This window comes from Kribbella qitaiheensis (assembly GCF_014217565.1).
In the GTDB taxonomy this organism is placed as follows: domain Bacteria; phylum Actinomycetota; class Actinomycetes; order Propionibacteriales; family Kribbellaceae; genus Kribbella; species Kribbella qitaiheensis_A.
This window is the reverse complement of the sequence record NZ_CP043661.1, coordinates 1,457,004-1,475,641: the sequence shown is the minus strand read 5'-3', so window position 1 is coordinate 1,475,641 and position 18,638 is coordinate 1,457,004. Positions and strand designations below refer to the sequence as shown.

15 protein-coding genes, 2 tRNA genes, 3 pseudogenes and 1 riboswitch are annotated in these 18,638 nt (G+C 67.0%); of the genes and pseudogenes, 10 read left to right on the top strand and 10 right to left on the bottom strand.

Annotated elements, in window-relative coordinates; all coding sequences use genetic code 11:
* Positions 1 to 188 precede the first annotated feature (188 nt).
* Positions 189 to 1,787 (top strand): citramalate synthase, encoded by a 1,599-nt coding sequence (cimA, locus tag F1D05_RS06695; RefSeq protein WP_185446473.1) that lies wholly within the window; start codon positions 189 to 191, stop codon positions 1,785 to 1,787.
* A complete protein-coding gene (locus F1D05_RS06690) occupies positions 1,784 to 2,056 on the top strand; it encodes a hypothetical protein (protein ID WP_185446472.1) in 273 nt (90 codons plus the stop codon). Before cimA ends, F1D05_RS06690 begins: the two co-directional genes overlap by 4 nt.
* A 251-nt stretch (positions 2,057 to 2,307) precedes the next feature.
* Here the strand turns inward: F1D05_RS06690 and F1D05_RS06685 are convergent, their stop codons facing one another.
* The 6 genes and pseudogenes from F1D05_RS06685 to F1D05_RS38675 form a co-directional block, all read right to left on the bottom strand.
* Entirely contained in the window at positions 2,308 to 3,387 is a 1,080-nt protein-coding gene (locus tag F1D05_RS06685; protein ID WP_185446471.1) for a ribonucleotide-diphosphate reductase subunit beta, read from the bottom strand.
* Complete coding sequence (locus F1D05_RS06680; RefSeq protein WP_246486477.1) at positions 3,384 to 5,621, bottom strand: ribonucleoside-diphosphate reductase subunit alpha; 2,238 nt, start codon at positions 5,619 to 5,621, stop codon at positions 3,384 to 3,386. The genes F1D05_RS06685 and F1D05_RS06680 overlap by 4 nt, the downstream gene beginning before the upstream one ends.
* A gap of 418 nt (positions 5,622 to 6,039) precedes the next feature.
* A pseudogene (locus F1D05_RS39845) lies at positions 6,040 to 6,366 on the bottom strand (ATP cone domain-containing protein); the annotation flags it as partial.
* A 234-nt stretch (positions 6,367 to 6,600) separates the two neighbouring features.
* A riboswitch (cobalamin riboswitch) is annotated at positions 6,601 to 6,738 on the bottom strand.
* A 309-nt stretch (positions 6,739 to 7,047) separates the two neighbouring features.
* Positions 7,048 to 7,549: pseudogene (locus F1D05_RS06670) on the bottom strand (DinB family protein).
* A 266-nt stretch (positions 7,550 to 7,815) separates the two neighbouring features.
* Complete coding sequence (locus F1D05_RS06665) at positions 7,816 to 8,706, bottom strand: Fic family protein (protein WP_206686102.1); 891 nt, start codon at positions 8,704 to 8,706, stop codon at positions 7,816 to 7,818.
* A gap of 61 nt (positions 8,707 to 8,767) precedes the next feature.
* On the bottom strand, positions 8,768 to 9,085 hold the full coding sequence (locus F1D05_RS38675) for a Fic/DOC family N-terminal domain-containing protein (protein ID WP_206686101.1): 318 nt from the start codon (positions 9,083 to 9,085) through the stop codon (positions 8,768 to 8,770).
* A 254-nt stretch (positions 9,086 to 9,339) separates the two neighbouring features.
* Here F1D05_RS38675 and F1D05_RS06660 point away from each other — a divergent pair, with 254 nt between their 5' ends.
* Positions 9,340 to 9,843, top strand: coding sequence for an FxLYD domain-containing protein (locus F1D05_RS06660; RefSeq protein WP_185446470.1), 504 nt, complete (start codon positions 9,340 to 9,342; stop codon positions 9,841 to 9,843).
* A gap of 120 nt (positions 9,844 to 9,963) precedes the next feature.
* Complete coding sequence (locus F1D05_RS06655) at positions 9,964 to 10,791, top strand: class I SAM-dependent methyltransferase (protein WP_206686100.1); 828 nt, start codon at positions 9,964 to 9,966, stop codon at positions 10,789 to 10,791.
* A 122-nt stretch (positions 10,792 to 10,913) separates the two neighbouring features.
* On the opposite strand, the gene F1D05_RS06650 is transcribed toward F1D05_RS06655, so the two are convergent.
* Positions 10,914 to 11,765: a 3-methyladenine DNA glycosylase gene (locus F1D05_RS06650; protein ID WP_185446469.1), complete on the bottom strand. Its 852-nt coding sequence runs from the start codon at positions 11,763 to 11,765 to the stop codon at positions 10,914 to 10,916.
* Entirely contained in the window at positions 11,762 to 12,301 is a 540-nt protein-coding gene (locus tag F1D05_RS06645; RefSeq protein ID WP_185446468.1) for a GNAT family N-acetyltransferase, read from the bottom strand. The genes F1D05_RS06650 and F1D05_RS06645 overlap by 4 nt, the downstream gene beginning before the upstream one ends.
* A 76-nt stretch (positions 12,302 to 12,377) precedes the next feature.
* Here F1D05_RS06645 and F1D05_RS06640 point away from each other — a divergent pair, with 76 nt between their 5' ends.
* The 5 genes from F1D05_RS06640 (at position 12,378) to F1D05_RS06620 (ending at position 15,992) form a co-directional block, all read left to right on the top strand.
* On the top strand, positions 12,378 to 13,166 hold the full coding sequence (locus F1D05_RS06640) for a fumarylacetoacetate hydrolase family protein (RefSeq protein WP_185446467.1): 789 nt from the start codon (positions 12,378 to 12,380) through the stop codon (positions 13,164 to 13,166).
* A complete protein-coding gene (gene gltX / locus F1D05_RS06635) occupies positions 13,159 to 14,697 on the top strand; it encodes a glutamate--tRNA ligase (RefSeq protein WP_185446466.1) in 1,539 nt (512 codons plus the stop codon). The genes F1D05_RS06640 and gltX overlap by 8 nt, the downstream gene beginning before the upstream one ends.
* Before the next feature lie 4 nt (positions 14,698 to 14,701).
* The gene (locus F1D05_RS06630; RefSeq protein ID WP_185446465.1) at positions 14,702 to 15,649 is read left to right on the top strand and encodes a CPBP family intramembrane glutamic endopeptidase; all 948 of its coding nucleotides are present in this window, start codon (positions 14,702 to 14,704) and stop codon (positions 15,647 to 15,649) included.
* 116 nt (positions 15,650 to 15,765) lie between these two features.
* Positions 15,766 to 15,837: transfer RNA gene (locus F1D05_RS06625), tRNA-Gln, on the top strand.
* A 79-nt stretch (positions 15,838 to 15,916) separates the two neighbouring features.
* Positions 15,917 to 15,992 (top strand) — tRNA-Glu (locus tag F1D05_RS06620).
* A 74-nt stretch (positions 15,993 to 16,066) separates the two neighbouring features.
* Here the strand turns inward: F1D05_RS06620 and F1D05_RS06615 are convergent.
* Both F1D05_RS06615 and F1D05_RS06610 read right to left on the bottom strand, forming a co-directional pair.
* On the bottom strand, positions 16,067 to 16,315 hold the full coding sequence (locus tag F1D05_RS06615; RefSeq protein WP_185446464.1) for a hypothetical protein: 249 nt from the start codon (positions 16,313 to 16,315) through the stop codon (positions 16,067 to 16,069).
* Positions 16,316 to 16,363: 48 nt separating this feature from the next.
* A pseudogene (locus F1D05_RS06610) lies at positions 16,364 to 17,084 on the bottom strand (IclR family transcriptional regulator).
* A 110-nt stretch (positions 17,085 to 17,194) separates the two neighbouring features.
* Here F1D05_RS06610 and leuC point away from each other — a divergent pair.
* Positions 17,195 to 18,625 carry a 3-isopropylmalate dehydratase large subunit gene (gene leuC, locus F1D05_RS06605; RefSeq protein WP_185446463.1) on the top strand — a complete coding sequence of 477 codons (1,431 nt, stop codon included), beginning with the start codon at positions 17,195 to 17,197 and terminating at the stop codon, positions 18,623 to 18,625.
* Positions 18,626 to 18,638: the final 13 nt, after the last annotated feature.

Here is an 18,638-nt window from a genome sequence, read left to right as displayed (position 1 = left end):
CCGCTTTCCGAGACAATCCGCCGTACCTCGGACGAGCTGTGGCACACTCAAATCGTTATGAAGACCCAGAACATTATTACTTGAGCGCGCTCAGCAGGCAGTACCTGAGCGCGCAAACCTCTCGCACCCTGCGGGAGGTTTTTTGTTTGCCTGCAGCACCGACCTTTTTGTCCACGGAAGGCGACATCGTGAGCACACCCGCCGAGGCCGATGAGTTCCACGTCTATGACACGACTCTGCGCGACGGTGCGCAGCAGGAGGGTCTGGCGCTGTCCGTGGCGGACAAGATCGCCATTGCGCAGCACCTGGACGACCTCGGAGTGGGCTTCATCGAGGGCGGGTGGCCAGGCGCAGTACCGAAGGACACCGAGTTCTTCTCCCGGGCGAGGACTGAATTGCACCTGCGGCACGCGACCTTCGCTGCCTTCGGTGCGACCTGCAAGCCGGGTTCGGTAGCCGCCGACGACGCTCAGGTCGCGGCCCTTCGCGAGTCCGGTGCGTCGGTGGTCACATTGGTTGCCAAGAGCCACGATGCGCATGTCGAGCGGGCGCTGCGGACAACCTTGGACGAGAACCTGCGGATGGTCGGCGAGACCGTGCGGCACCTGCGGTCGAGTGGGCAGCGGGTCTTTCTCGACACAGAGCACTTCTTCGACGGGTATCGGGCCAACCGGGCGTACGCGCTGGAAGTAGTACGGGTCGCGGCCGAGGCGGGCGCCGATGTGGTCGCTTTGTGCGACACGAACGGTGGCACGCTGCCGCGCGAACTGCAGGACATCGTCCGCGACGTACTGGAGTCGACGGGTGCCCGGCTCGGCATCCACGCCCACAACGACGGCGGCTGCGCGGTCGCGAACTCGATCGCCGCGGTCGAGGCCGGCTGCACGCACGTCCAGGGCACGATCAACGGGTACGGCGAACGCACCGGCAACGCGGACCTGCTCGCGGTCGTCGCCAACCTCGAACTCAAGCGCGGGATGCAACTCCTTCCGCCCGGCCGGCTGGCCGAGTCGTATCGGATCGCGCATGCGATCGCCGAAGTGACGAACGTGCCGCCGTCGAACCGGCAGCCGTACGTCGGGGTGTCAGCGTTTGCCCACAAGGCGGGCCTGCACGCCAGCGCCATCAAGGTGGATCCCGATCTCTACCAGCACACGGATCCGGCCTTGGTGGGCAACGACATGAGGATGCTCGTCTCGGAGATGGCCGGCCGGGCGAGTGTCGAGTTGAAGGGCCGCGAACTCGGCTTCGACCTCGGCAACGACCGTGAACTGGTCAGCCGGGTGACGGACCGGGTGAAAGAGATGGAGTCGCGCGGGTACACGTTCGAGGCCGCCGACGCGTCGTTCGAACTGCTGCTGACCGAGGAGGTCGCCGGTGCCCGGCCGAGCTTCTTCGATGTCGAGTCGTGGCGGGTGATCACCGAATCGCGCGCCGAGGGTGAAGCCGTCTCCGAGGCGACGGTGAAGCTGGTGGCGGGTGGGGATCGCGAGATCGTCACCGGCGAGGGGAATGGCCCCGTGAATGCGCTCGACCACGCCTTGCGGTCCGCGATCGAACGCGCCTACCCGGTGGTGAACAAGTTCGACCTGCGTGACTACAAGGTCCGGATCCTCGACCAGGGTCATGGCACGGACGCGGTCATCAGAGTTCTGATCGAGACGGCCGACGGGGAAGGTTCCTGGGTGACGGTCGGGGTCGGGCACAACATCGTCGAGGCTTCCTGGGAGGCGCTGGTCGACGGCGTCACCTTCGGCCTGCTTCGCCACAAGGAGGACGTCCGATGACGATGGTCGACAGTCGTACGGCGGAGGCTGCGCCTACGTACGCAGTACCGGAGCGCGTCCTGACCACGTTCACCGCAGATGTAGTAGAGACGCGCGGCCTACTGGCCCGAATCGCCGTCCAGCTGAACCCCTACGACGTCCGCGAACTCAAACTCTGCCTGGAAACCTGCACCCTCCACATCGTCGTCGAAGGCGCCGGCTTCGACGCCGGCCGAGTCGCCGCCCGCCTGGACAAGGTCATCGGAGTCCTGGACGTCACCTACAGCTGACCCCTGCGCTCAGGTGTGGCCGGCGTGCTGCGCGAGGACGGACGCCTGGACGCGGTTGGTCAGCTGGGTCTGCCGGCCTCGGGCGGGGAGACCGGACGTTCAGCCAGGCAGTGGTCCGGGGTGGGATCGGGCCTCGATGTTGACAAGAGGTCTCCAGCTAACGCGAGAACCAACCGGCGCACTTGCGTCCGAAGGACCGAGGGGCAGGACCCCCGGCCCTTCGGACGCAACTGAGTCCTTCGGCAGCTACTTCAGTCCCAGCTGAGGCCGCCGCCGGATTGGTATTCGATGACTCGGGTCTCGAAGAAGTTCTTCTCCTTCTTGAGGTCCATCACTTCGGACATCCAGCCGAAGGGGTTGCGGGTTTCGCCGAAGATGGGCTTGATGCCGATCTGCTCGGCGCGGCGATCGGTGACGAAGTGCATGTACTGCTCGCACAGGTCGGCGGTGAGGCCGAGCATGCCGTTCGGCATCGTGGCGCGGCCGTAGGCGACCTCGAGTTCGCAGGCCTCGGTGAGCATCTGGCGCACCTCGGCCTGGAACGCCTCGGTCCACAGGTGCGGGTTCTCCAGCTTGATCTGGTTGATGCAGTCGATGCCGAAGTTCAGATGGATCGACTCATCGCGCAGGATGTACTGGTACTGCTCGGCGATACCGACCATCTTGTTCCGCCGGCCGAGCGACAGGATCTGCGCGAAGCCGGTGTAGAACCACATCCCCTCGAAGACCACGTAGAACGCGATCAGATCGCGGAGGAAGTCGGTGTCGGTCTCCGGCGTACCGGTCTTGAAGTCGGGATCCTCCAGGTGCTGGGTGTACTTGAGCGCCCAGGCATCCTTGTCGGAGATCGACGGCACCTCGCGGTACATGTTGAACAGCTCACCCTCGTCCAGCCCGAGCGACGTGCAGATGTACTGGAAGGTGTGCGTGTGCACGGCCTCTTCGAACGCCTGGCGGAGCAGGTACTGACGGCATTCGGGGTTGGTGAGCTGGCGGTAGACCGCGAGCACGATGTTGTTCGCGACCAGCGACTCCGCGGTGGCGAAGAAGCCGAGGTTGCGCTTCAGCATCAGCCGCTCGTCCTCGGTCAGGCCGTCCTTGGCCCCTGTCGGACGCTGCCACAGCGCGATGTCGGCCTGCATCGAGACCTCGGTCGGCATCCAGTGGTTGTTGCACCCGGCAAGATATTTTTCCCAGGCCCACTGGTACTTCAACGGCAGCAGTTGATTCACGTCCGCGCGGGCGTTGATCATCGCCTTGTCGGCGACCTCGATCCGGGAAGCGCCGACGGCGATCGAACCGAGTCCGGTCACGTTGCTGGTGGTGGTCATTGGCAGGCCTCGCAGTCGGGGTCGTCGATCAGGCAGACGGCAGGTGCATCGAGCAATGAATCGTCCATCGGTACTTCGGGCGCCGGCGCCGGGGGAGTGGCCGGTACTGCGCTGGTCGTGATCGGCGATGCGACGGGAGCCGGCGTTGGAGTTGCCGCGACCGGTGCGGCTGCGACCGGTACTGCGTTGAGCCGGCCGTCCGTCCCTTGCAGGGTGGACTTCTCCACGTGGGTGGCCGACTGCGAGCGCAGGTAGTAGGTCGTCTTCAGCCCGTAGCGCCAGGCTGAACGGTAGAGCTCGTCGAGCGCCTTGCCGGACGGAGCCGACATGTAGAGGTTCAGCGACTGGGCTTGGTCGAGCCACTTCTGCCGACGCGATGCCGCCTTGATCAGCCACATCGGGTCCATCTCGAAGGCCGTCGCGTACAGCTCCCGCAGATCGGCCGGGACGCGATCGATCTGGGACAGGATGCCGTCGTGGTACTTCAGGTCCGACACCATCACCGCGTCCCACAACCCCCGCGCCTTCAGGTCGGCGACCAGGTACGGGTTGGCGACGGTGAACTCGCCCGACATGTTCGACTTGACGAACAGGTTGCGGTAGATCGGCTCGATCGACTGGCTCACGCCGCAGATGTTGGAGATCGTCGCGGTCGGCGCGATCGCCAGCACGTTCGAGTTGCGCATGCCGTCGCGGAGCACCTTCACCCGCAGTACGTCCCAATCGAGCTCCTTGCCGGTGTCGACGGTCAGATCGCCGTTGCGGGCCTGCCGCAGCAGCTCCAGCGAGTCGATCGGCAGGATGCCCTGGCTCCACAGTGATCCGTCGTACGTCTGGTATCGGCCGCGCTCGGCGGCCAGGTCGCTCGAGGCCTCGATCGCGTGGTAGCTGATCTGCTCCATCGAGCTGTCGGCGAACGCGACGGCGGCGTCGGAGCTGTAGGGGATGCGCAGCGCGAAGAGCGCGTCGGCGAAGCCCATCAGGCCGAGGCCGACCGGACGGTGCCGCTGGTTCGCGCGCTCCGACTCCGGCGTGGTGTAGAAGTTCACGTCGATCACGTTGTCGAGCATCCGGACTGCCGTCTTCACGGTGTCGCGGAGGAGTTCGCCATCCAAACCAGCGGCTGTGAGGCCGGTCCCGGTCAGGTGCGCGACCAGGTTGACCGAGCCCAGGTTGCAGACCGCGGTCTCGTCGACGGTGGTGTTCAGGGTGATCTCGGTGCACAGGTTCGACGAGTGGACCACGCCGTCGTGCTGCTGCGGCGAGCGCAGGTTGCACGCGTCCTTGAAGGTGATCCACGGGTGACCGGTCTCGAACAGCACGGTCAGCATCCGGCGCCACAGGTCGACGGCCTTGACCCGGCGGAACACCCGGATCTCGCCGCGATCCGCTGCCCGCTCGTAGCTCTCGTACGCCGTGGCGAAGGCCGCGCCGTACAGGTCGTGCAGGTCCGGGACCTCGTCGGGGGAGAACAGGGTCCAGTCGCCACCGGCCTCGACCCGCTGCAGGAACAGGTCGGGCACCCAGTTCGCGGTGTTCATGTCATGGGTACGACGGCGCTCGTCGCCGGTGTTCTTGCGGAGGTCGAGGAACTCCTCGATGTCCATGTGCCAGGTTTCGAGGTACGCGCAGACCGCACCCTTGCGCTTACCTCCCTGGTTGACCGCGACGGCGGTGTCGTTGGCGATCTTGAGGAACGGTACGACGCCCTGCGACTCGCCGTTGGTGCCGCGGATCTTGGCGCCGATGCCGCGGACCGGGGTCCAGTCGTTGCCGAGTCCACCGGAGTACTTGGCGAGCAGCGCGTTGTTGCGGATGCCGGCGAAGATGCCGGACAGGTCGTCGTCGACCGTGGTCAGGAAGCAGGACGACAGTTGCGGCCGCGTCGTTCCGGAGTTGAACAGGGTCGGCGTCGAGGACATGAACCGGAACGAGCTGAGCAGCTCATAGAACTCGAGCGCGCGCTCCTCGCGGTTCTCTTCCTTCAAGGAGATCCCCATCGCGACCCGGAGGAAGAAGGCCTGCGGCAGCTCGAACCTTGTTTTGTCGATGTGCAGGAGATAGCGGTCGTAGAGGGTCTGCAGGCCGAGGAAGGCGAAGTCGAGGTCGCGCTCCGGCTTGATCGCCGCGGCCAGCCTGGCCAGATCGAAGGTGGCCAGCTCGGGGTCGAGCAGCCCGGCCTCGATCCCGGTCTGGATGTAGAGCGGGAAGTAGTCGACGTACGCCGTGGCCATGTCGGGCCTGGCTCGCCTGCCGCGGCTCACCGTGCACGCGGCCGAGCGTCTCGCGACGAATCTGGTCGAGCAGCAACCGGGAGGCGGCGAAGCTGTACTCCGGCTCGGTCTCGACGTAGCCGCGGGCCGCCATCACCAGGGCGAGCTCGACCTCGTGCTGGGCGATGCCGTCGTAGCAAGAGCCGAGCGTCTCGTTCAGGATCAGCTCGGCGTCGACCGATCCGAGACCCGCCGCTGCCTCGGCGACGATCACGCGCAGGCGCTCGACGTCGAGCGGTGCGCTGGTGCCGTCGGCCGCGCGGACGTTGATGACCGGCTTGGTGCTGAGCTCGGCCGCTGTGTCGGGCGTCCGGGCTTTGGTGCGCTCCTCGCGGTACAGCACGTAGGCGCGGGCGACCTGGTGCTCGCCGGCCCGCATCAGGGCGAGCTCGACCTGGTCCTGGATGTCCTCGACCTGCACGCTGCGCCGCGCGTCGCCGCGGCTGGTGAGGGTGGTGACAACGCGGTCGGTCAGGTCGGTGACGAGATCGCGGACCCGATGGCTGCTGCCGGCCTCGGTGCCCTCGACGGCCAGGAAGGCTTTGCTCAGGGCGACCGAGATCTTGGTCGGGTCGAACGCGGCGCTGCTGCCGTCACGGCGTACGACGGTCAGCTGGTTCGGTGCCGACTGACCGGGTGCGCCATTGGTCGGCTGGCCGCTGGCCGGTTGGCCGATGGTCGGTTGGGATGGCGAAACGATGGTCACAAGCGCTCTCTCCACGCGAGTCTTTTGACGACCGGGACCCGGGAGTGGAGCGCACGACGGGACAGGGTCGATCAGCGCGCGCGGCACCCCGGCCTGGGGTGCTCACGACCCGATGGGGTGCTAGGTGCCGACCCGCGTCTTACGACCCGGTCCGGGGCTGCTGCCCACCATCTTGCTGATCTTCTGCTGTCACGCCCTGCGGCCCGCCCTCGAGGCCTCGGACAGCGTGCGCCGGCGGCACACGCACCGGCGACAGGTATTCGGGCTCACGGAGCACATTCCCCGCTTACCGCTGCGGGGCAGCTTCGGATTTCCACCGGATTCCCCTGTTCGCCAGTAGTAGAGACTTTAGCCACAGAACCCCCACATGTAGTGCCGCGACGCGCCGCGTGTCGCACATCTTGTGGAAATCATCTCAGCACGCCGCGATGTCAAGATGGGACCTGGCCACCAAGACGCTCTCCTGAGCGGTGGTTGGAGAATCCGCGCCCTGGCGGCCAGGCGTTCTGGTCCGGAAGCCCGAGCGGATCGGGCTGCCGGAACGAGTGGGACTGTCGAGGCGGCTCAGATCGCCGGGACGGGTCGGACAAGCGGTGCAGGTCAGGCTGCCGGGGCAGGTCAAGTCGCCGAGGTAGCTCAGGTCGGCGATGGTCGGTCCCGTGCTGGTTGGTCCGGCGCTGGTTAGGCGGCGAGGGCATGGAGGTCCTGCAGGGTCATGATCTCGGAGCCGTGGTGGATGAGTTCGCGGTTGAGGCGTAGGACGACATGGCCGAACGGCTCGGAAGCGTCGAGTTCGGTTGCCTGGCTGATGCCGACCGTCATCGCCTGCTCCTCGTCCAGTCCGGCAATCGACTCCTGCCAGGCATCGACCCAGTGCGCGAGCCAGGCGACCGCGTCCTGGGCGTTGCCGTGCAGGGTGATGTCGGCCCGGCCCCTGCCTGCTGGCGCCGAAGGTCCACTCCCAGCGCTCGAAGAAGGTCTCGGTCAGATGGGCGATCAGCCAGGCGATGGTCCGCGGTCCGCGGTGATCCGGCTCGTCCGGCCACTGCGCGACCCACTCGCCGGACCCCATCGATCTGAAGCGCCCGGCGTACTGCCGTCGTACGACGGTCAATGCCTGGCTGCTCGGGCGCCAGAAGTACTGCTCGTCGGTCAGCGCGGCGAGCCGCCCGGACAACACCATCCAGCTGAAGCCGAGCTGTCCCCGCACCATCGCCATCGCGGACGGTCGCTGCAGGATGTCCCAGTCGAACGGCTCCGGCATCACAGTTCCTCACACTCCCCGTTTGATCGAGCTTCGAACGTATGTTCGAATTGAACCTCGACCGACGAGCGGAAGTCAACTCACGAAGGTGTGTCGGTCGTGGCGCCCGGCCACGCGATCTGCTAGTCGATCGCGCGGCAGTTTGCTGTGCGAAGAGGAGGCGGCGATGGGCCGGTCCACGCGGGTCAGGGCCGGTTGGGGCTTGATGGCACTGGACGGTTCGGAGGTTCGATGCGGGTGTCGGCGGCGGGGCTGGCGAAACGGCGTTCCAGGAGGGTGAATGCATCGATGAGTTCGGGGGCTTCGTAGACGCGGTTGCGGCGCGCGTCGGTGACCTCGCGCAGTACGCCGGCGGCGGTCAATCGGGTGAGGGCCTGGTTGGCGGCCTGCTGAGATCTGTCGATCAGCCGGGCTGCTGCCGCGAGGGTGAGAACAGGGGCTGCCGGCAACGTGTTGATGAGCAGGTCAGCGGCGGACCCGGCTCGTACCGGAGCTGCTCTCTCCCGCCAAGCGGACTTGAGCTCCGAGGCGGTTCGCTCGAAGCGGGCAGCCTCGGCTGTCGCATGACTGCACGCGATGGCGAACATGAGTAGCCACCGGTTGGCCGCAGTACGGGCTCGTGGATTTGTCGCCTTTCCCGTGTGCCGGAACGCGGTGAGCGCTTCGACGTACTGCGTGGCGTGGGTCGCCAGCGATAGTGAGACCGGTGGAACGGTCCGTTCGACGAGTCCCTCGGCGCGCAGGATCAGGTGGATCAGCGCGCGCCCGGTACGACCGTTGCCATCGGCAAAGGGATGGATCGTCTCGAACTGGGCATGCGCGATCCCCGCCTTCGCCAGCACGGGCAACCGCGACTCGCGGATGAACGCCATCAGGTCCGCCAGCAGTTCAGGTACCAGCTGCGCGGGCGGTGGAACGTAGTACGCCTCGGCGGGGGAGCGGCCACCGATCCAGTTCTGCAGGAAACGCACCTCACCGCCGTACTCCGGCGTCGGCGAATGCGCCATCAATCGCCGATGCGCTTCGAGCAGATGCTCCACCTCGAGCTTGTCGCCGGTCTCCACGGACTCGGTCACCCAGGTCATCGCATCGACTGCGCCGAGCACCTCGTCGGCGGTGACATCGTGATGCCGAGCATCACCCCTCAGCGCCTCGGCCCTTGAGCAACCGCCGCGCCCCAACCACAAGCCCTTCGATCTGCGACGACCCAACCGCCTCGGCCCGCAACAACAACCGCGCCAACGCTTCACTATTGGTCAGTACCGCGGCCGTCGCATCCAGCCGCGCAAGATCCCCGGCCGCATCCTCCAACGCTGCCAGCACCTCGTCGTCGAGATCGAACTCCCGCCCAACCAGCGGATCCGGAAAGTACAACTCGTACGACCCGCCCAGCCGTTCAGCCCGGGTGAACCCATCCGGGTGCCCCGGCCACCGATGCAACTCCACCCGAGCCATGAACCCGAGTATCCGTTGTTCAAGGTTAAGTGGCAACCTTGAACAAGAAGTACCTCGGCAAATGCTGTGCACTCAATCAGTGAGACCGAATCGTGATTACCCAGCGTGGCGATCAGGCGTATGGTCGCCTGCAGTGAACGGGCCGGGGGAACGACTTCTGGTCGCGGCCCGGAGCGCACTGTCCATTGCATGAGGGGGAACTCGTGACGCATGACTCGCAGCAGCAGCCTGCCCAATTCCAGCCGCCTGGACAAATGCCACCGCCTGGTCAATACCAGCAGCCGGGGCAGTTTCAGCCGCCATATTTCCAGCCGCCGAAGAAGAAGCACACCGTCAGGAACGTGTTCCTGGTGCTGCTGACTTTGGCGGTGCTCGGAGTCGGCGGCTGTGTGGCCTTCCTGGGGAAGGCCGCGGATGACATCTCGAAGGGGATCGACGACACCACGGCCCGCAACGCACCGCGCGATGTGAAGGCCGGCCAGGCCTTCTCGATCGGCAAGCACGAGACGCTGGCCGGCTGGGCGGTCAAGAACGAGCTCGGCATGTTCTCGATCACCGGCAAGGTGAAGAACGTCAGCGACGCGACGTCCACGGCCTTCCTGCATTTCAAGTTCCTGACCAAGGACGGTGAAGTCCTGGGGAATGTCGACTGCAATAGCAGCGACCTGGAGCCAGGGCAGACAGCTGTCATGAACTGCGTTCCGGATGGGAAATTCAGTACGGCGTACGCGAAGATCACCGCCGAAGCGACCTTCTGACAGCGGGCGGGAGATCGGTAGCAGGGTCTCCCGCCGGCTCGCTCACAGGCAGTGAGAACTCCGGCCGCTGCACCCCGCGCTGGAGAGACTGGTTTCTCAGCGTGACGAGGAGGCGGTTCGGTGGGACTGGAAGCGGATGTACTGCGGATGGTGGCGGCCAACGAGGCGGACTGGGACGCGCGGGCGGCGTTGCACGCGGCCAGTGAGTTCTACGACCGGCCGGCGGACTTCTGGTTCGCCGAGTACGAGTGGGAAGACCTCGGCGAGCTGGAGGGGCGCGACATAGTACACCTGCAGTGTCATCTCGGCACCGAGACGATCGCCTTCGCTCGACGAGGCGCGCGGACCGTGGGCCTCGATCTGTCGGCGAAGTCGCTGGAAGAAGCTCGCCGGATCGCGGCTGCTGCGGAGGTGGACGTCGAGTATGTGTACGCCAACGTGTACGACGCGGCGGAGGCGCTGCAGGGAAGGCAGTTCGACGTCGTCTACACCGGCAAGGGCGCGCTCTGCTACCTCCCGGATCTCCGCTCGTGGGCCGAGGTCGTCCACGCTCTGCTGAAGCCAGGCGGATCGCTCTACATCGTCGAATTTCACCCGCTGCTGAACGCACTCGGCCCGGTCGCGCAACCCGGCGACACCGGCGCCCTGACCATTCGCAAGGACTACCTCGAAGGCCGCGGCTCGATCGCCCTCGACTCCACCTTCACCTACACCGGCGACCAGGTCCCGGGCCGCCAACGCAGCTACGAGTGGATGCACGGCCTAGGCGAACTCATCACCACCCTCGCCACCACCGGCTTCCACCTCACCAGCCTCCGCGAATCCGAAGTACTCCAATGGCCTCGCTGGCCCACCATGGACCAAACCCCCGAAGGCTGGTACCGCCTCCCAGCCGACGCCCCACGAATCCCGCTCCTCTTCGCCCTCAAGGCGACCAGGCCGGACTAGTCACTACTGGTCGGGAAGAAGGCCTGCCGACCGGCACGAGGCCTTCGCCCAGATTGCAAGGCCCTGGGGAATTGGCTGCCTGGCTACCGATCACCGGCTCGATTCGGGGCGGCGTACGAGGGTCAGGTGGTGAGGAGCTGCTCGCAGAGGGTGGCGAGTTGGAGGCGGAGGGGACCGGCGCGGTCGGCGAAGGCTCGTTGGGCTGCGGCGTAGGTCGCTTTGCCGGTGGGGGTCTCGATTTCGATGGGGGAGTAGCCCAACGCGGTGAAGTCGTACGGCGATGCGCGCATGTCTAGGGTGCGGATGTCTCGGGCCAGTTCGAAGCAGTCGAGGACCAGCGAGCTTGGGGTGAAGGGCATCAGCTTGGTGGACCATTTGTAGAGGTCCATGTTGGCGTGTAGGCAGCCGCCCTGCTCGAGCGAGGGTTGAGCCTCGCGGGTGGGTTGCAGGAGGTTCAAGGGGCGCGCGGGGGTGGTGAAGAAGCGGAAGGCGTCGTAGTGGGAGCAGGCGATCTTGTGGGATTCGACTACCTGGTCGGTGCCTGTCGAGCCCAGGCGGAGGGGCCAGTCGTGGCGGATGTCCGCGGTGCGGTAGACCATGGCCCATTCGTGGAGGCCGAAGCAGCCGAATTGGGGCTGGCGGCCGGCCGTTGCTGATAGCAACTGGTGGATCCAGGTGATGGAGTCCGTGCGGCGGGCGATCTCGTCCGGGTCCAGGTCGGCGACGTCCTCGGAGTACCGGTAGCCCTTCTTTTCCTTGTACTGCGTGCCGCCGCGTAGCCGGATGCCGGGGCCGGGGTGCCAGACGCGGAGTTGGTTGGGGCGCGTTGGGTAGTAGGTGAAGAGGAAGTCCTCTACCGGGTGTTTCTCGCGGCGTTGGCGGCGGGCCAGGTGATCGGCGAGGAGGGTGTCGACGCGCGCCGCGTGGGCGGCCGCCAGCGGTTCCCAGTCAGCACGCTCGAAGAGAGTGGTCACAGGTCCAAGGTGAAGGCGAACAGGTCGACGCCGGGGCGGGGGGACCAGTCGCGTTCGGGGAGGCGGGTGAAGCCGAGGCGTTCGTAGATGCGGTGTGCCGGTTTCATGGGTCGGGCGCTGCTCATCACTACCCGGGTGAAGCCGAGGTCGCGGGAGCGCTGGATGCAGTGCTCCGTGAGCAAGGTGCCGATGCCGAGACCGCGGGCCTCGGGGGAGACGCCGAGCATCCGGAACTCGCCCTCGTCGTCGCGGCCGATCTCGCGATAGACGGACCCGACAGGACAGAACGTCACCGTGCCCAGCAACTCCGCTGCAAACTCCCGCGACTCCGTGGCCGTTCCGCCCCCGGCGAGGTCGGTGCCGTTGCGTACCGCGACCCAGAGTTCCGCCTTGGCCGCACGGTCCGCGGCGGCTTGTAGCGTCCGGCCGTAGTCGGAGCCTTCGGGGATGAAGCCGTCGCTCGCGTACGCCGTGGCGGTGAGTTCGCCGACCGCGTCGTACTCGGCGGGAAGCGCCAGCCGGATGTCAGTCGTCACCGGATAACTGTCTCACCCCGGCCCGGCGGTAGGCTCGGGCCATTCATTCCCGGAACCACCGCGAAGGCTACAACCCGTGCGTATCGCCAGATTCTCCGTCGACGACGAGCCGAAGTACGGCGTCGTCGAGACCGATGACCCCGAGGGGCTCGTCGGCACCGTCGCCGTACTCGACTCGGACCCGCTGTACCGGCCCGTCCAGTTCACCGGCGAGCAACTGCAACTGGCGGACGTCCGGCTGCTGGCCCCGGTGATCCCGCGCAGCAAGGTGGTCTGCGTCGGGCGGAACTACCAAGCCCACGCGGAGGAGCTCGGCAACGAGGTGCCGAAGGAGCCGCTGATCTTCCTCAAGCCGAACACGAGCGTGGTCGGCCCGCGGGACGGCATCGTCTACCCCGAGCAGACCAACGATCTGCACTTCGAGGGCGAGCTGGCGATCGTGATCGGCCGGATCTGCCGCGACCTGCCGAAGGAACGCGTCAACGAGGTGATCTTCGGCTACACGATCGCCAACGACGTGACCGCGCGCGACCTGCAGAAGAGCGACGGCCAGTGGGCCCGGGCGAAGGGGTACGACACGTTCTGCCCGCTCGGCCCGTGGATCAGCACCGAGCTCGACGTGTCCGATCTGCGCGTCTCCACCACGCTGAACGGCGAGCCGAAGCAGGACGGCCGGACCTCGCAGTTCATCTTCGACATTCCCGAGGTGCTGGCCTACATCACCTCGTTCACCACGCTGCTGCCTGGCGACGTGGTGCTCACGGGCACCCCTGCGGGGGTCGGCCCGATGCTGCCCGGCGACGAGGTCGCGATCAGCATCGAAGGACTCGGAACTCTGACGAACAAGGTGATCGTGCGTGACTGACAAGCCTGCCCCGACCGACGAAAGCGTCCTCGGCGGCTTGGAGCCGAACCAGGTGCGGGTCCGCTTCCCACCGTCGCCCACCGGGCTGCTGACGGTCGGCAACATCCGCAGCGCGCTGTTCAACTGGGCCTTCGCCCGGCACTACGGCGGCAAGCTGGTACTGCGGATCGAGGACACCGACAAGGCGCGGAACACCCCCGAGGCGCTGCAGTACACGCTGGACTCGCTGAGCTGGCTCGGCCTGAACTGGGACGAGGGCCCCGAGGTCGGCGGCGAGTTCGGTCCGTACCTGCAGTCCGAGCGGATGGACATCTACGCCGATGTGGTGGCGAAGCTGCTCGCCGCAGGGAAGGCGTACCACTGCTACTGCTCGCAGGAGGAGCTAGACCAGCGCCGCGAGGCAGCTCGTTCCGCCGGTCAGCACAGCGGGTACGACGGCCACTGCCGCGCGCTGACGCCGGAGCAGGTGCAGGCCTACCTCGACGACGGCCGGCGTCCCGTCGTACGGCTGCGGATGCCCGACCGGCCGATCACGTTCGACGACCTGGTCCGCGGCGAGATCACCTTCCTGCCGGAGAACCTGGGCGACTACGTGCTGGTCCGGGCGAACGGCTACCCGCTCTACCCGCTGGTGAACCCGGTCGACGACGCGCTGATGGAGATCACCCACGTACTGCGTGGCGAGGACCTGCTGCCGTCGACGCCACGGCAGATCGCGCTCTACGAGGCGCTGGCCGAGATCGGTATCGGCGCCGGCCGGACGCCGAAGTTCGGGCACCTGCCGTTCGTGATGGGCGAGGGCAACAAGAAGCTGTCCAAGCGCGACCCGGGCGCCGGGCTCGGCGAGTACATGGAGCGCGGCTTCCTGCCCGAGGGCCTGCTGAACTATCTGGCCCTGCTCGGCTGGTCGATCGCCGACGATCGCGACGTCTTCACCATGGACGAGATGATCAAGGCGTTCGACATCCGCAAGGTGAACGCGAACGCGGCCCGCTTCGACCCGAAGAAGTGTGAGGCGATCAACGCTTCGCACATGCGGCTGCTCGAGCCGGCCGACTGGGCGAGGCGCGCGCTGCCCTTCCTGGCGAAGGCGGGCGTGCTGCCGGCCGAGCCTTCGGAGGAGCAGCTCGCACTGCTGAACGCGGCCGTGCCGCACGTGCAGGAGCGGATGAACACGTTCTCCGAGGCGCCGGAGATGCTCGGCTTCCTGTTCGTCGACGAGTCGGAGTTCTCGATCGACCCGGACGCGGGCGCCAAGGTGCTGACCGGCGACGCCGGCGCAGTACTGGAGGCCACCTCGAAGGCGCTCGCGGAGGTGTCCGACTGGACCACCGAGGCGATCGAGCAGGCGATGCGCGCATCGCTGATCGAGGGGCTCGGGCTGAAGCCGAAGAACGCGTTCGGCCCGGTCCGGGTGGCGATCTCCGGTCGCCGGATCTCGCCGCCGCTGTTCGAGTCGCTGGAGCTGCTCGGCCGGGACCGTTCGCTCGGCCGGGTCGCGGCGGCCCGGGCGGCCGTCGCCACGGACTGAACTGATGCCGTACGACGTTGCGCCGCGTCCCGGAGACGAGGTCCGGGACGCGGGTCCGCAGCCCTATCACCGCTTGCTGCGGAACCAGGTCACTCAGTCGTGGACCGTGCTCGTCGGTGCCTTCGCAGTCCTGGCCGGCTGGATGTTCGCCAGCCTGATCATCCTGAGCATCCAGCAGTCGATCCGGAAGGACCCCGAGGGCACCGTCTCGTGGCTCGGGCTGCTCGCGACGAACCTGTCGCTGATCGTGCTGATCCCGCTCTGCATGCTGGTCGCGACCCGGCTGAACCAGCAGACGCCGGGGCTGCTGTCCTCGGTGGCGGGCAGGATCCGCTGGCGGCCGTTGGTGTGGTTCTCGATTGCCGCTGTCGCGCTGGAGTTGGTCGCGCTGGTCTTCGTCGAGTTCGGCGGCGTCGACGTCCTCAGCTCGGAGCACAGCGGGGTCGCGAAGGACGCCGCCGCGGTGATCGCGGTGACGTTGCTGACGTCGACGTTCCAGGCCGCGGGGGAGGAGTACTTCTTCCGCGGGTACCTGATGCAGACGGTCGGCGCGCTGGTGCGGAGCCGGGTGGTCGCAGTACTGGTGACCGCGGTGATCTTCACGATGGCGCACGGGATCTGGCCCTGGGAGAGCCCGGCGTTGTTCCTCGACCGGTTCGCGTTCGGTGTGGTGGCCGGGCTGCTCGTCGTACGGACCGGTGGGCTGGAGGCGTCGATCGCTGCGCATGCTGCGAACAACGTGGTGACGTTCATCTATGCGGCGCTGACCAACAGCGTGGGGGACAGCCTGGGGGCCAAGGACGCGCCCTGGTCGCTGGTCCTTCTCGACGTCGCGAAGTTCGTCGCGTTCGGCGTCGTGGCCGTGCTGCTGGCCCGTCGGCAGAAGCTGGCGACCACCTGCAACCTGCCGCTGGTCGCACCGCCCGTCGAACCGGGGAAGAGACTGGTGTGACGCGAGTGACAATCGCTGCGACCGATCCCGTTTTGGTTTCTGGGGCAGTGCTCAGGTAGGCTCAGCGGGCCAGGTTGTGAGGGCGCAAAACACTCTCACAATCGCAGTAAAAGCTTTGGGGTATGGGGTAATTGGCAGCCCGACTGGTTCTGGTCCAGTTAGTCTAGGTTCGAGTCCTAGTACCCCAGCGAGTGATTGGACCCGCCCGGTGAAAATCGGTAGAGTTCTTCCTCGTTGCCCGGTCCGAAAGATCGAGTGACAACCTCTGGCCCCGTTGTGTAGCGGCCTAGCACGCCGCCCTCTCAAGGCGGTAGCGCGGGTTCGAATCCCGTCGGGGCTACCAGAGAAAAGCGCCTCTCACCGTCAGGTGAGAGGCGCTCGTCGTTTCCGGACTCTCTCGACCAGCAGGCCCCTTCTTTACAAGGTGATCCGGCCGGCCTTCGGGTGCCGCGACCGCACGACGAAGTACCTGACGACGGCGACAACCGCGTAGGCGGCGGCGAGCAGGTAGCCGAGCCGGGCGTCGTCCGGGCCGGTCACCATCGTGAAGAGGAATGCGCTACCGATGGCGTTAAGGGTCGCGTGCCAGAGTGCGGTCAGGGGCCAGCGTCCGCCGCTGGCGACGAGGACCATCAACATCACCATGGTGAAAGCCGCGTTGCCCACGGTGCCAAGGATCAGCGGCGACGGGCTCTTCGGTGAAGAAGTAGGGGACTACTCGGAGGCGCGGCGGAGGGCTTCGGAGAGGCGTTCGGCGGCGGCCATCACGGCGGGGGCGTGCATCCGGCCGGGCTGACGGGAGAGGCGCTCGATCGGGCCGGAGACCGACACCGCGGCGATCACCTTGCCGGAGGGGGAGCGGACCGGGGCGGAGACCGACGCGACCCCTTGCTCGCGCTCGCCGACCGAGTGCGCCCAGCCGCGACGCCGTACGCCGGCCAGTGCCGCCGCGTTGAAGGTCGCGTTGTGGAGGCCGCGGTGCATCCGCTCCGGGTCCTCCCAGGCAAGCAGTATTTGAGCGGCGGATCCAGCGGCCATCGTCAGCTGACTGCCGACCGGCACGGTGTCGCGCAGACCGGACGGGCGCTCGGCGGCGGCGACGCAGACGCGGTACTCGCCCTGGCGCCGGAACAGCTGGGCCGATTCGCCGGTGATGTCGCGCAGTCGCGCCAGCACCGGTCCGGGCCGTCGCCAGCAGCCGGTCCTCACCGGCGGCGGAGGCCAACTCGCTGAGTCGCGGCCCGAGCACGAACCGTCCCTGCATGTCGCGGCCCACCAGCCGGTGGTGTTCGAGCGCGACCGCGAGCCGGTGTGCCGTCGGCCGGGCCAGCCCCGTGGCCGCTACGAGTCCGGCCAGGGTCGCCGGTCCGGACTCGAGTGCGGACAGAACGAGAGCTGCTTTGTCGAGAACGCCGACTCCGCTAGAGTTGTCCATGAGACGATATTGCCGTCTCGAATCGTGGAACGCAAGTCGCAGAACAGGTCACCACCGGAGCACTGTGGCTGTTGCGGCACACAACCAGCAAACCTCTAAGGAGAAGTCTGATGGGTAGGACGCTGTCGGAAAAGGTCTGGGATGCGCATGTTGTGCGCCATGCCGACGGAGAGCCCGACCTCCTTTACATCGACCTCCACCTGGTGCACGAGGTGACCAGTCCGCAGGCCTTCGACGGCCTCCGGCTGGCCGGCCGGCCGGTCCGCCGCCCGGATCTGACGATCGCCACCGAGGACCACAACGTCCCGACGCTGGACGTGGACAAGCCGATCGCCGACCTGGTGTCGCGTACCCAGGTGGACACGCTGCGCAAGAACGCCAAGGAGTTCGGCGTCCGGATCCACACCCTCGGCGATCCCGACCAGGGCGTCGTCCACGTCATCGGCCCGCAGCTCGGCCTGACCCAGCCGGCGATGACCGTGGTCTGTGGTGACAGCCACACCTCCACGCACGGCGCGTTCGGCGCGATCGCCTTCGGCATCGGGACCAGCGAGGTCGAGCACGTGCTCGCCACCCAGACCCTGATGCAGGCCCGCCCGAAGACGATGGCGGTCACCGTCGACGGCGTACTGCCCGATGGCGTCTCCGCCAAGGACCTGGTGCTCGCGCTGATCGCGCAGGTCGGCACCGGCGGCGGCCAGGGCTACATCGTCGAGTACCGCGGTGAGGCGATCCGCGCGCTGACGATGGAAGCCCGGATGACGATCTGCAACATGTCGATCGAGTGGGGCGCGAAGGCCGGCATGATCGCGCCGGACGAGACGACGTACGCGTACCTGAAGGACAAGCCGCACGCTCCGCAGGGCGTCGACTGGGAAGCCGCGGTCGAGTACTGGAACAGCCTGGCCACCGACGACGACGCGAAGTTCGACCGCGAGCTCGTACTGCGGGCCGAGGACATCGCCCCGTTCGTCACCTGGGGAACCAACCCGGGCCAGGGCGTCCCGCTGTCGGCCAACGTGCCCTCGCCGGACGACTTCGACAACGAGAACGACAAGATCGCCGCCGAGCGCGCACTGACCTACATGGGCCTCACCGCCGGTACGCCGCTGCGCGAGGTCAAGGTGGACACCGTCTTCCTGGGGTCGTGCACGAACGGCCGGATCGAGGATCTCCGCGCGGCCGCCGGCGTACTGGCCGGCCGGAAGGTTGCCGACGGCACCCGCATGCTCGTGGTACCGGGATCCGGCCGGGTCCGGCTGCAGGCCGAGTCCGAGGGTCTGGACCAGATCTTCAAGGACGCCGGCGCCGAATGGCGTGGCGCGGGCTGCTCGATGTGTCTGGGGATGAACCCGGACCAGCTGGCACCGGGCGAGCGCAGCGCCTCGACCTCCAACCGCAACTTCGAAGGACGCCAGGGCAAGGGCGGCCGGACGCACCTGGTCTCGCCGTTGGTTGCCGCCGCCACCGCCGTCACCGGAACTCTGGCCGCTCCTGCGGACCTGGAGCCGCTGGATGTCGCCATAACCGAGAACGTCTGAGGACAAAGGAATC